Source organism: Rhodococcus sp. OAS809 (assembly GCF_040546695.1).
GTDB lineage: Bacteria > Actinomycetota > Actinomycetes > Mycobacteriales > Mycobacteriaceae > Rhodococcus_F > Rhodococcus_F qingshengii.
Genome location: NZ_JBEPOI010000002.1, coordinates 2,273,590 through 2,285,814 on the forward strand (window position 1 = coordinate 2,273,590; position 12,225 = coordinate 2,285,814).

Consider the following 12,225-nt stretch of genomic DNA (forward strand, 5'->3'; position numbering starts at 1 on the left):
TCATGAGCGAGAACACGACCAACCCGCGCGTGTACCTCACCGAAACCATGACAGAGGCCGAAGCCGGCGTGCTGCGAAAGTGGCTTGCCGACAAGGCAAGCTCATCCGAAACTCGGCCGGTCACCGTCAACATCACCGACAAGACCCTGGCAGAACTGGCGGAACGGACCGACGACCCGATGCTCGCACCGCTTCGCGTGGTGTGGATTCCGGACACCCACACCAAGCACAACGTCGCGGTGCGACTACGTGATGCGCTGGCACCACGCGATCCTCTCCACCCCGGACGCGGTGCACAACGCAGAACCCTGCGCACCGACCCCTCACGGTGCCAGGTCATCGAAGGTGAACCCGCACCACTGAGCGATCTCGAGCGTCGCCTCGAAAAGAGCGGTGGCGGTTCGCTACCGGAGTTCATCCGACGGCAGGCCGCTCTGGCACTCGAACGCGCCGAATTGGGCCTTCTGGGTGGCCAGTACAAGGTGTCACGGTTCGTCGTCGACGAGATCACCGACACCCGCCGATTCGCCACCGAGGTCATGGCTTTGGCCGACCGGTTGAACATCGCCGTCGCCGAAGTCGATCGCCGCGCACGTGAAGCTCTCGAAGAAATGGTTGCCACCCAGAGTCGCCAAGCCATCGCGGTGTGGGATCGCCTGGGCCGCTACTTCGCTCGCGCCTACAAGCTGGACGTGGACACGAGCCGCTTCGAGGAACTCCGTGAGCTGAACAAGGAACACTCACTGGTCTTCCTCCCGAGTCACCGTTCGTACCTCGATCCCCTCGTCCTGCGTCCGGCGTTGATCGCGAACGGCTTGCCGCTCAATCACGTCATGGGCGGCCTCAACATCAGCTTCTGGCCCATGGGCTCGATCCTCAAGCGCAGCGGCACCGTCTTCATTCGTCGAAGCATCGGCAACGACGAGGTCTACAAGTGGTCGATGCACGAGTACATGCGCTACCTGCTCACCAAACGCTTCAATCTGGAGTGGTACATCGAAGGTGGACGCGGGCGTACCGGGAAACTACGCCCACCGCGCTTCGGTCTCCTGACCTACCTGACCAAGGCCTTTCAGGTCAGCGGCGCATCCGACGTGTACCTCGTCCCCGTCGCGCTGAGCTACGACCAGCTCTACGAGGTCGGGGCAATGGCTGCCGAGGCACTCGGCGCCGAGAAGACACCGGAAGGCCTGCGCTGGATGGTGGGTTACGTACGCGCCCAGGGAAAACGCAACGGTGTCGCGCACGTGACCATCGGCCGGCCGCTCTCACTCGCGGACGCACTCAGCCAGGAAACCGATCAGCGCCTCGCCATTCAGAAGGCCGGCATCGAGGTGTGTCACCGCATCAACGAGGTCACCCCGGTGACCGTGTCTTCACTGGCGATGTTGGCGTTCCTCGGAATCGAAGACCGGGCGTTGACCGTTCGTGAACTCACCGCGATTCTCACGCCGCTGTTCGGCTACATCACCGCGCGAAATCTTCCGATCGCCGGCGACGTCGAACTGTCCGATCCGCGTGTCATCGAGAAGGCATTGCAGACACACGTCGATTCCGGGGTGCTCGAGCGCTTCGATCGGGGCGGCGAGCAGGTCTTCTACCTCGGCAAGGACCAGCATCTTGTCGCTGCCTTCTACCGCAACAACACGATTCACTTTCTCGTCGTGCGTGCCATCACCGAACTCGTACTTCAGGCAGCCGTCGAAGAGCGGTTCGAGGACCCCATCGGGGACGGGTGGGCAGAGGCCAAGCGCATCCGAGATTTGTTGAAATTCGAGTTCTTCTTCAGTGACCGGGACACGTTCGAGCAGGAGATGCGGACCGAGCTGACGCTGATCGACCCCGAGTGGGAAACCGTCATGGCCGACGACAAACGAACCGAGCACATGATCGAGACGGTTCGCCCGTACCTCGCGCACCGCGTGCTCCAACCGTTCCTCGAGGCGTACCAGGTTGTCGCCGATCAGCTTGTGCTCGCGCCGATTTCGACATCGTTCGACGAAAAGTCGTTCATCAGCAACTGCATCGACGTCGCACATCAGCGTCGACTGCGGCAGCAGATCGCCAGCAACGAATCCGTCTCCGGCGAATTATTCGCCACCGCACTGAATTTGGCGCGCAACCGTAACTTGATCGAAGTCGACGACGACGGAGTCCGGGCCAGGCGCCTGGCATTCGCTGCCGAGATCAAGGTTCAGGTCGAGCGCCTGCGTCACCTTCGCGCACTCGCGCATGCACGACTCGATCAGGTGGCGATGCCGGTACCGGACGCCGCTGCGGTAGTGACCATTCCAGAAGCAAACCGAGCGCCCGCCGCGAACGAGGAAGTAGGACTGTGACCGGACTCGAGCGTCTGCACTCCGCCATCGAAGCCGCCCCGCCCGGGCCCGGAACGATCGCCGCCTTCGACCTCGACGGCACCTTGATCAGCGGGTACTCGGCCAGCGTTGTGTACCGAGACCGCCTGCGACGCTTGGATATCAGCGTCGGCGAACTCTTGCGCACCACCGGTGCCGCGATCGACACCCAATTCCGCGGTGCTGACGTCGGAGCACTCATGGACATCGGCGTTCGAGCCTTGGGCGGCCGTACCGTCGAGGAACTGAACGACTGGGGGCGACGGCTGTTCAAGCAGGAAATCGCCGCGATGATCTACCCGGAAGCCCGCGGGCTACTGGCGGCACACCGGCGAGCCGGCCACACGATCGTGATGGCTACGTCGGCGACTCCGTTCCAGGCCAAGTACGTCGCCGAAGATCTCGACATCGAAGACGTGCTGTGCACCGAACCCGAAGTCGTCGACGGCATGCTAACCGGCGAACTGTCTTCGCCCGCACTGTGGGGGCCGGCCAAGGCCAATGCCCTTGCAGGCTATGCCGAGAAGATGGGCGCCGATCTGAAGAACGCGTTTGCGTACTCCAACGGTGTCGAAGACGTCTTCATGCTCGAGGCCGTCGGGCGACCTGTCGCGTTGAATCCCGATCGTGGTCTGGCCAAGATCGCGTTGCGCAATCACTGGCCTTCGGTCAGCCTGCGTAAACCGCAACGAGGCGCAACACCGATCTCCACGATCCGAACGGCGACGGCCATGGGCGCGCTTGCTGCCACCGCCGCCCTCGGTGCGTCGGCAGGCATTGTCACCGGGAACCGTCAACTGGGTGCGAACCTGGTCGGCACGTACGGCCCCGACATCTCGCTCTCACTGCTGGGCATCGACGTCGAGATCGACGGCGAGCACAACGTGTGGGATCACCGCCCGGCGGTGTTCATGTTCAACCATCAGAGTTCCCTGGACATGTTGGTCCTGGGCACCGTGATCAAGCGTGACGTGACCGGCGTCGCGAAGAAGGAAGCGGCAAGCGATCCGCGGTTCATGCCCGTCGGTGCACTGCTCGACGTCGCCTACATCGACCGCACCGACACCACGAAGGCGAAGGCTGCACTGCAACCGGCAGTCGACAAGCTGAAGAATGGTGTCTCGATAGTCATAGCTCCGGAGGGCACCCGTTCTCCGACGCCACGTCTGGGCCCTTTCAAGAAGGGTGGATTCCACTTGGCGATCCAAGCCGGTGTGCCGATCGTGCCCGTGGTGATTCACAACGCGGGTGAACGGATGTGGCGCAATTCGCTTGTCGCCCATCCAGGCCCGGTCTATGTCTCGGTGCTCGATCCCATCTCGACCGAAGGCTGGGAGACCAAAGACCTCGACGCACACGTCGAGAAGGTGCGCGCGCAGTTCGAAGCTGCGCTACTTGCCGGCCACCGCTGAGCGTGCCAGGTGCTCGCGTGCAAACGCGAGCGCCTGCGCCAGCATCGACGACCGCTCCCGCCGGGTGCGCGCGTTCTGCGTATTGATCTCGATGACTGCCTGGCCGCTGAATTCGCTCGCAGCCAATTGCTGACACAACTCCGCGCACGGCTGTGAGCCATGCCCCGGAATCAGGTGCTCGTCCATCGACGCCCCGCGACCGTCGGCCAGGTGCAGGTGCTCGAGCCCCTTGCCCATACGGGAGGCCAACTCCAGGGCATCCATGCCCGCCGTCGCGGTGTGCGACAGGTCGAGTGTGTAGTGAGCGTGATCGGAATCGGTCGGGTCGTACGACGGACTGAACGCGGACAACGCTGCCCCTGGACCGCCACGTTTACGCAGACGCTCCGCGGACTTGTCCTTGCCGCCGAAGAAGCTGTCGGCGCGCATGGGGAACATGTTCTCCACCGCCACCACGACGCTGCTCTTCGATTCGAGTTCGACAACCTGTTCCGCGAAGCCTTCGGCGTACTTGCGCTGCCACCGGAACGGCGGGTGGACGACCACCGTCGTCGCTCCCAAGGTTTCGGCGGTGCGCACCGAACGCTCGAGCTTCTCGACCGGATCGGAACCCCACACGCGCTGCGAAATCAGCAGACACGGCGCATGCACCGCCTGCACCGGAATGGCGTACTTGCGAACGAGGGCGGCAACAGCACCGATGTCCTGACTCACGGATTCGGCCCACACCATCAGTTCGACACCGTCGTATCCGAGATCAGCGGCGTAGCGAAATGCTGCTTCCGTGTTCTCCGGATATACCGAAGCCGTCGACAGGCCGACGGCTATCGGCCGACGAACCATGCGCTGCGATCCCCCGATCATCGTCCGATCAACCCGAGGTCAACAAGAACGCCAGTGGACCGAGCGTCACGATCATGCCGACGACCACCGCGATCACGAAACTCGTGATGTCGTCCGTCTTCCGCAGAACCCGCACGACAGCAACCAGGCCGACGATCACGATCAGCGCGAGCACCAACGCCACCCACGGCAGCATGTCCCACAGCTTCTCGAAGCCCTTGAACATCGCGCCGCCGACGATCAGTGCAACAACCACCTGACCGGCAAGCACTGCCCATTCACGGATCGAGTTACGCTCGCCTGTCTCTTCCGCTGCCGATTCGGCTTCGACATCGGACTCCGCGACGGCACTGGACTTTTTTGCACCGTCATCGACTGCCGGAGCCTTGACCAGATCGACAACAGCGGTGGATTCGGCCTCGCCGACATCCGCGTCTGCGATCTTGTCGATCAGTTCGGTGCTCTCTTCCGGCGCGGCCGGAGCGGGAGCGGTCTGTGCAGGTGCCTTGGCGACGGGAGTGGGGACACGCGGCGGCAGGATCGGCGGACGCAACGACGGCGACTGCGTTGCGGCGCGCTCCTGACGCATCAGGTCGCCCGCCAGGGTCTGACCCGACAGCAGGGCTGGTTCCTGCGTTACCTGCGTCGGTGACGAGGAGTTGAGCGGTGCCCGGCTCACCCACTGCCCGGGCGAGGACTTCGAGGTCTGTCCCGGCGAAGGCGTGGAAGTCGGCTTCGGAGTGGTGACCGGCGGCGCAGCAACCGGCTTCGACTCGCCCTTGGGTGCCTGCGGCTCGTCATCGTCGTCGTCGAACGAGACGGCGAAGGCTGCGGTGCGATCGGCGGGAACCTTCGGTGCCGGTTCGACTGACTTGGCGGTTTCCGCGACGGCCTCGGCCGGCGCTGAAGGTGCAGAGTTCTCCGGCGCAGCGGCTTCAGGCTGGGCTGCTGGTTCGTCGGACTCGGGCTCGGCGGCCGCGCGCGATCCCGACTGGCGAACGATCGGGATCTCACCCGTCAGTTCGGCGACGGAGATGCCACCGGCTACGCCGCGCCGTCGTCGTCCACCTCGGGATTCGACGCTCTGACCGTTCCGCTTGAGCAGTTCCGCTACGGAAATCTGCTGACTGTCCTCGGTCATCAAGCACTCACCACCAATTCACCGCCCATTTCTGTGTCGAGCTTTCGCAGAATCAGACCCTCACGCAGTGCCCAGGGACAAATTTCCAGTTCGTCCACTCCGAGCGCCCGCATGGTTGCCTCTGCGATGAGCGCGCCGGCCACAATCTGCTGTGACCGATCCGAGCTCACTCCTTCCAATTCTGCACGGTCCGCTGCCGTCATCCTGGATATGAAGGCTATGAGTTGCCTGAGTCCGCTGGAAGTCAGGGTCCGTTTTGCCCGGGGGCCTGCGGCAGAAGGGGCCGCGCCGGTGAGCCGAGCCAACGATCGGAAGGTCTTCGAAGTCCCGACCGTGCGGTCCCAGTCGCCGGCGGCGCGCAGTTCCTTGGCTGGTCCGACCAACTCCGCGTCCAGCCAGTCGCGCAATACAGCGACCCGGCGCTTGCCCGGCGGATCGGCCTGTAGCCAGTCGCGCGTCAACCGTCCGGCACCGAGTTGCAGTGAGAAGGCGACGTCCGGATCCTCGTCACCACCTGCTGTGAGTTCGAGCGAGCCGCCGCCGATGTCCAGGTTCAGGATGCGTCCGGCGCTCCAGCCGTACCAGCGGCGCACGGCCAGAAAGGTCAAGCGGGCTTCGTCGACCCCGGACAGAACCTCGAGGTTGACTCCGGTCTCGGCGCGGACGCGGGCGAGTACGGCTTCGGAATTGTTGGCGTCACGGACCGCGGAAGTGGCAAAAGCCATCATTTCCTCGCACCCGGACGTCTTGGCGATACCGGCGAATTCGGAAACCGTCGACACCAACCGATCGGCTCCTGACGTGGTGATATCGCCGCGGTCGTCAGTGTTTTCTGCCAGCCTCAACGTGGACTTGGTCGAGCTCATGGGTGTTGGGTGGCCGCCCCGATGGGCGTCCACAACCAATAGATGGACGGTATTGCTTCCGACGTCGAGTACCCCTAGTCGCACATCGCCACGTTACTGGGTCTACGGTCGGCCCTTGTGACAGCAGGTAACCCAGACCGGTCCCACAAGATGACTCCGAGCCCCGAGGTCGATCTCGATTTCCCGCGCGAATGGGTCGAATTTGTCGATCCGGATAACTCCGAACACCTCATTTCCGCTGATATGACGTGGTTGCTCTCGCATTGGACCTGCGTGTTCGGCACGCCGGCGTGTCAGGGCATCATCGGAGACCGCCCGGACGACGGTTGCTGCTCGCACGGCGCTTTCCTCTCCGATCAGGAAGATCAGGACAAGCTCGATGCGTCAGTGAAAATGCTCACAGCCGAAGACTGGCAGTTCATGGAAAAGGGTCTCGGCAAGAAGGGCTACGTCGAAGAAGACGACCTCGAGGACGAGCCCGCGCTGCGCACCCGCCGCTACAAAGGAGCGTGCATCTTCCTCAACCGGCCGGGTTTTGCCGGAGGCGAGGGCTGCGCTCTGCATTCCATGGCGCTCAAGAAGGGCATCGAGCCGCTCGAGGTGAAACCGGACGTGTGCTGGCAGCTACCGATCCGCCGCACCCAGGACTGGGTCGACCGGCCGGACGGCGTCCAGATCCTCAAGACCACGATCACCGAGTACGACCGCCGCGGCTGGGGTGAGGGCGGCGACGACCTCGCCTGGTACTGCTCCGGCTCCCCCGACGCTCATGTCGGGGAGCGGCAGGTCTGGCAGTCCTACGGGCCCGAGTTGACGGAACTTCTCGGAAAGCGCGCGTACGACGAGCTGGCTCGCCTCTGCAGGCGTCGCGCGGGCCTCGGCCTCATCGCAGTCCATCCGGCGACCACGATCGCTCAGAACAAAGCTCAGGGCTGACTCCGCCTGAACAAAAAGAATTCAGCCGCTCACACCATCGTGTGAGCGGCTGAATTCTTCTCGACATTTCCTCCTCGACATTTCTTCTCGACGAGGTTCGATCACGCTTCGAGCTTGTAACCCAATCCACGGACCGTGACCAGATGTTCCGGCTTGGCCGGATCCGATTCGATCTTCGAACGCAACCGCTTCACGTGTACGTCAAGGGTTTTGGTGTCACCGACGTAGTCGGCGCCCCAGACGCGGTCGATCAACTGTCCGCGGGTCAGCACCCGACCGGAGTTGCGGAGCAGGTACTCGAGGAGATCGAACTCCTTGAGCGGCAACGTCACCGGGTTACCCGCGACCTGCACGACGTGGCGCTCGACGTCCATCCGTACCGGTCCGGCCTCGAGCACCCCGTTGTCGGAGGCGAGGTCCGCCTCGTTCTCCACCCCGCGGCGCAGCACCGCACGGATGCGAGCGATCAGCTCACGCGCCGAATACGGTTTGGTCACATAGTCGTCCGCACCGAGTTCCAGGCCGACGACCTTGTCGATCTCACTGTCACGCGCCGTCACCATGATGACGGGGACGCCGGAGCGCGACCGCAGCGCCTTGCAGACGTCCGTGCCACTCATGCCGGGCAGCATGAGGTCGAGCAGGACGATGTCCGCTCCGGAGCGATCGAATTCCGCCAACGCCGACGGTCCGTCGTTGACGATGGTGGTCTCGAAGCCTTCCTTGCGGAGCAGGAACGCCAGCGGGTCCGCCAAGGACTCCTCGTCCTCCACGATCAGCACACTCGTCATCGTTTGGCCTCCATGCCGTTTTCTCTACTGCCTTGTTCTCGTCTGCCGATCCGCGTGGAACCGGCGGTTCCCGCGTCGTCAGAGTCGATGTCGTCGTCCGACTCCACGTGTGCCGGTATCTGCAACGTGAAGGTAGACCCTGTACCCGGTTTGCTCCACAGTTCGATGGAGCCGTTGTGATTGGCCGCGACGTGTTTGACGATCGCCAGCCCCAGACCGGTTCCACCGGTCTGCCGTGACCGCGCCTTGTCCACGCGGAAGAATCTCTCGAACACTCGCTCCTGGTCCGCTTTCGCGATGCCTTCTCCTCGGTCGGTGACTGCGATCGCGACATTGTCGCCGCGTACCGACCGACTGACGGAAACCGGAGAACCCTTGGGCGAGTATGCAATAGCGTTCTCGATGAGGTTGGACAATGCCGTGACGAGGAGAGTCTGATCCCCGAGTACTTCCAGCCCACTCGGATGGTCGGTGGTGACCGTGATCCCGGCGGCCTCGGCCGACAGATTCGACCTCGACAGTGCTTCGGACACCACGGTGTCGACGTCGACCACGTCGAGATCCGGCAGCTTCTCGGCACCTTGCAGACGCGAGAGTGCGATCAACTCGGTGACCATCTTGCCCAGACGAATCGACTCACCGAGCACCCGTTCGCCGAAGTGGCGCACCGATTCCGGGTCGTCAGCGGACTCGAGCAGCGCCTCCGCGAGCAGGCTCATCGCACCGACCGGCGTCTTGAGTTCGTGGCTGACGTTCGCGACGAAATCGCGTCGGGTCGCCTCCATGCGGACCTGCTCGGAATCGTCGTCGGCGAACAGGACCACGAAGTTGCGATCGTCCTTGCTGAGCAACCGGGCCGTGCCACGTACCGCGATCTTGTCGCGGCCCCGCTGAGCGGTCTGCGCCGTCAGATCGACCTCGACAGGTTGACCGGTCCGCAGAACTTCCTGAGCAGCCCGCCAAGCTCGCTCGTCGACCAGACGATTCTTGACGAGACCGAGTTCCTCGGCGCGAGGATTGAAGAGCACGACGTCGTGAAAACCGTCGACGACGGCGATACCGCTTTCCGAAGCCAACACGATGAGGTCGAGAACCTGGGACATCGTGAGCCCGGTCTGTTCGTCCGAGCGCTGACTCTGGCGCGACGACAGCCTGGGGACCAGCACCCCGCCGACGAGGTAGCCGACCAAGCCGGCGACCACGACCAGCAGCACTGCAATCACGACACTCACGGCGCAATCGTACGTTCGCGCGAAGAGTCGGTTACGGCGGGTTCGGACGTTCCCACCCGCGTAATCCGCCAGGTGGACGGCGTTGGTTCGTCGTTCATCTGTTGTTGGCCGAGGCCCCCCGAAATCACCGTTCGGGGGGCCTCGACGCACATCATCGGGTTGCTACTTTCCGCCCTGATTCGCCACCGCGGCGGCGCCGGCAGCTGCGGCCTCCGGATCCAGGTAGGTGCCGCCGGGATTGAGCGGCTTCAGGTTCTCGTCGAGGTCGTAACGCAGCGGGATTCCGGTCGGGATGTTCAGGCCCGCGATGTCCTCGTCCGAGATGCCGTCGAGGTGCTTGACCAACGCACGCAGCGAGTTGCCGTGCGCGGTGACCAGCACGTTCCGACCGGCGAGCAGCTCCTGGGAGATGGTGTCCTCCCAGTACGGGATCAGACGCTTGACGACGTCGAGCAGGCACTCGGTCAAGGGAACCTCGTCGAGGTTCGCGTACCGGGGATCGGTGTCCTGGCTGTACTCGCTGCCGGCTTCGATGGCGGGCGGCGGGGTGTCGTAGCTACGACGCCAGAGCATGAACTGCTCGTTTCCGTACTCTTCCTTGGTCTGCGCCTTGTTCTTGCCCTGCAGAGCGCCGTAATGGCGCTCGTTGAGACGCCAGTCGCGCACTACCGGGATCCAGTGGCGATCGGCGGCGTCGAGCGCGAGGTTGGCTGTGCTGATCGCGCGGCGCAGCAGAGACGTGTAGAGAACGTCGGGCAACAGGTTGTGCTCGGCGAGCAGTTCGCCGGCGCGCTTGCCCTCGGCCATGCCCTTGTCTGTCAGGTGTACGTCCACCCAGCCGGTGAACAGATTGAGTGCATTCCATTCGCTCTCGCCGTGGCGGAGCAGGACCAGGGTTCCGATACTCATGGCGTTCATCCTGGCACGAGTACCGGAACCCTTCTTGATCAACCCTGTCCGGAAATCAGCTCGGGGCTACTTCCGCAGTTCGCAGATCCTTGCGGAGGATCTTTCCGGCCGCGGATTTCGGCACGGTGCTGATGAACGAAACCTGGCGAACCTTCTTGTGCGGCGAGACGCGCTCGGCGACGAACGAGATCACGTCGGCTTCGGTCAACTCGGCGCCGTCCTGGAGCACCACGAATGCCTTCGGAACCTCTTCGCCCTCGGCGTCGAGCACGCCGATCACTGCGGCGTCGGCGATCTGCGGGTGGGTCAGCAGCAAGGCCTCGAGTTCCGCCGGGGGAACCTGGTAGCCCTTGTACTTGATCAGTTCCTTGAGGCGGTCGACGATCTTGACGACGCCGTCGCCGTCGACGGTCGCAATGTCACCGGTGTGCAGGTAACCGTCGTCGTCGAGGGTGTCCTTGGTGGCCTGGTCGTTGCCGAGGTAGCCGAGCATGATGTTCGGGCCCTTGCACCACAGTTCGCCGGGCTCGCTGACGCCGTCCGAGCCGAGAGCCGGGTACGCGACCTCTTCGCCCGTTCCGGGGTCGACGAGCTTGCATTCCATGTTGGCGATGGTCGGACCGCACGTGTCGAGGGCGATGTCGTCACGATCGAAAGGGATCGCGTGCGAGACCGGGCTCATCTCGGACATGCCGTAGCCCTGGCGGACGTGGCAGTTCAACCGGTCGGCGACAGCCTTGCCGAGCGCCGCGTCGAGCGGGGCCGCACCGGAGAAGATGGTGTGCACGCTCGAGAGGTCGTACTGATCGACGAGCGGATGCTTGGCCAGCGCGACGGCAACGGGCGGTGCGACGAAGATGTACGTCGACTTCTGCTCGGCGACGATCCGCAGGAACTCGACGAGATCGAACTTCGGCATCGTGATGAGGCTCGCGCGGCGGTAGAGCGCAGCGTTGAGCAGGACCGTCATGCCGTAGATGTGGAAGAACGGCAGGACCGCGAGAATCTTGTCGTCGGTCTCGATGCCCATCCGCGGAATGATCTGGCAGACGTTGGCCACGAGGTTGCGATGAGTGAGCATGACCCCCTTGGGTCGGCCGGTGGTGCCAGACGAGTACGGCAGCACCGCGAGTTGGGTGGCCGGATCGAAGGAGACCTCGGGCGCCGCTGCACCCTCGCCGAGCAGATCACGCAGCGAGAGGTGGCCTTCGGCCCCGTCGAGCACGAAGACGTTCTCAGCCGGGATACCGACCAGGTCAGCAGCGGCCTTTGCCTGCGGCAGGAGCGGCGAGACGGTGAAGAGGAACTTTGCCTTGGAATCGGTGAGCTGCTTGGCGATGTCCTCGGCGGTGTAGAGCGCGTTGATCGTGGTCGCGACGCCACCGGCACGAAGGATGCCGTGGAAGACGGAACCGAAGGCCGGGACGTTGGGCGAATGCAGCCCGACCACGTCGCCGACGGCGAGTCCGCGCGCTGCGAGAGCGCCTGCAACGCCGTTGATCTGTGCGATCAGCGAAGCGTATGTGGTGACTGCGCCCGAACTGCCCTCGACGAAGGCCGTCTTGTCGAGGTCTGCGGGGTCGGTGTTTCCGAACAGGAAGTCGTAGACGCTGAGGTTGGGGATTTCAACGTCGGGGAACGGACTCTTGAAGCTCACTGTGCTCCTCGAAAAGTTGCGCGGCGGGGTGGTGTGACCAACTTACTGTGACTCACGGGAACAGTATTATTCCGTGACGAC

General features: G+C 63.8%; 10 protein-coding genes. 3 read left to right on the forward strand and 7 right to left on the reverse strand.

From position 1 onward, the window contains the following. Positions 1–2 precede the first annotated feature (2 nt). Both ABIE52_RS13565 and ABIE52_RS13570 read left to right on the forward strand, forming a co-directional pair. The gene (locus ABIE52_RS13565) at positions 3–2,339 is read left to right on the forward strand and encodes a glycerol-3-phosphate 1-O-acyltransferase (RefSeq protein ID WP_192712098.1); all 2,337 of its coding nucleotides are present in this window, start codon (positions 3–5) and stop codon (positions 2,337–2,339) included. Then, positions 2,336–3,769, forward strand: coding sequence for an HAD-IB family hydrolase (locus ABIE52_RS13570; protein WP_003941905.1), 1,434 nt, complete (start codon positions 2,336–2,338; stop codon positions 3,767–3,769). Before ABIE52_RS13565 ends, ABIE52_RS13570 begins: the two co-directional genes overlap by 4 nt. On the opposite strand, the gene ABIE52_RS13575 is transcribed toward ABIE52_RS13570, so the two are convergent. Genes ABIE52_RS13575 through ABIE52_RS13585 form a run of 3 tightly spaced genes read right to left on the reverse strand, consistent with a single transcriptional unit; the run spans position 3,749 to position 6,703 of the window. After that, entirely contained in the window at positions 3,749–4,633 is an 885-nt protein-coding gene (locus ABIE52_RS13575) for a sugar phosphate isomerase/epimerase family protein (RefSeq protein ID WP_042923251.1), read from the reverse strand. The genes ABIE52_RS13570 and ABIE52_RS13575 overlap by 21 nt on opposite strands. A 7-nt stretch (positions 4,634–4,640) precedes the next feature. After that, positions 4,641–5,753, reverse strand: coding sequence for an Rv0497 family membrane protein (locus ABIE52_RS13580; RefSeq protein WP_192712097.1), 1,113 nt, complete (start codon positions 5,751–5,753; stop codon positions 4,641–4,643). Further along, complete coding sequence (locus tag ABIE52_RS13585; RefSeq protein WP_003941975.1) at positions 5,753–6,703, reverse strand: Ppx/GppA family phosphatase; 951 nt, start codon at positions 6,701–6,703, stop codon at positions 5,753–5,755. Before ABIE52_RS13585 ends, ABIE52_RS13580 begins: the two co-directional genes overlap by 1 nt. A gap of 66 nt (positions 6,704–6,769) precedes the next feature. On the opposite strand from ABIE52_RS13585, the gene ABIE52_RS13590 reads away from it, so the two are divergent. Beyond that, positions 6,770–7,555 (forward strand): DUF3109 family protein, encoded by a 786-nt coding sequence (locus tag ABIE52_RS13590; RefSeq protein WP_003941928.1) that lies wholly within the window; start codon positions 6,770–6,772, stop codon positions 7,553–7,555. Positions 7,556–7,656: 101 nt separating this feature from the next. On the opposite strand, the gene ABIE52_RS13595 is transcribed toward ABIE52_RS13590, so the two are convergent. The 4 genes from ABIE52_RS13595 to ABIE52_RS13610 all read right to left on the reverse strand — a co-directional run bounded on the left by ABIE52_RS13595 (position 7,657) and on the right by ABIE52_RS13610 (position 12,144). After that, positions 7,657–8,346 (reverse strand): winged helix-turn-helix domain-containing protein, encoded by a 690-nt coding sequence (locus tag ABIE52_RS13595; RefSeq protein ID WP_003942020.1) that lies wholly within the window; start codon positions 8,344–8,346, stop codon positions 7,657–7,659. Further along, the gene (locus ABIE52_RS13600) at positions 8,343–9,578 is read right to left on the reverse strand and encodes a sensor histidine kinase (protein ID WP_003941938.1); all 1,236 of its coding nucleotides are present in this window, start codon (positions 9,576–9,578) and stop codon (positions 8,343–8,345) included. The genes ABIE52_RS13595 and ABIE52_RS13600 overlap by 4 nt, the downstream gene beginning before the upstream one ends. Positions 9,579–9,740: 162 nt before the next feature. Continuing rightward, positions 9,741–10,496: a phosphoglyceromutase gene (locus ABIE52_RS13605; protein ID WP_003941992.1), complete on the reverse strand. Its 756-nt coding sequence runs from the start codon at positions 10,494–10,496 to the stop codon at positions 9,741–9,743. A gap of 46 nt (positions 10,497–10,542) precedes the next feature. After that, entirely contained in the window at positions 10,543–12,144 is a 1,602-nt protein-coding gene (locus ABIE52_RS13610; RefSeq protein WP_029254834.1) for an AMP-binding protein, read from the reverse strand. Positions 12,145–12,225: the final 81 nt, after the last annotated feature.

Bases quoted from the DNA above. Each gene is read 5' to 3' on its own strand.
- ABIE52_RS13565 (WP_192712098.1), top strand. From the start codon at position 3: ATGAGCGAGAACACGACCAACCCGCGCGTGTACCTCACCGAAACCATG.
- ABIE52_RS13575 (WP_042923251.1), bottom strand. From the start codon at position 4,633: ATGATCGGGGGATCGCAGCGCATGGTTCGTCGGCCGATAGCCGTCGGC.
- ABIE52_RS13580 (WP_192712097.1), bottom strand. From the start codon at position 5,753: ATGACCGAGGACAGTCAGCAGATTTCCGTAGCGGAACTGCTCAAGCGG.
- ABIE52_RS13590 (WP_003941928.1), top strand. From the start codon at position 6,770: ATGACTCCGAGCCCCGAGGTCGATCTCGATTTCCCGCGCGAATGGGTC.
- ABIE52_RS13595 (WP_003942020.1), bottom strand. From the start codon at position 8,346: ATGACGAGTGTGCTGATCGTGGAGGACGAGGAGTCCTTGGCGGACCCG.
- ABIE52_RS13605 (WP_003941992.1), bottom strand. From the start codon at position 10,496: ATGAACGCCATGAGTATCGGAACCCTGGTCCTGCTCCGCCACGGCGAG.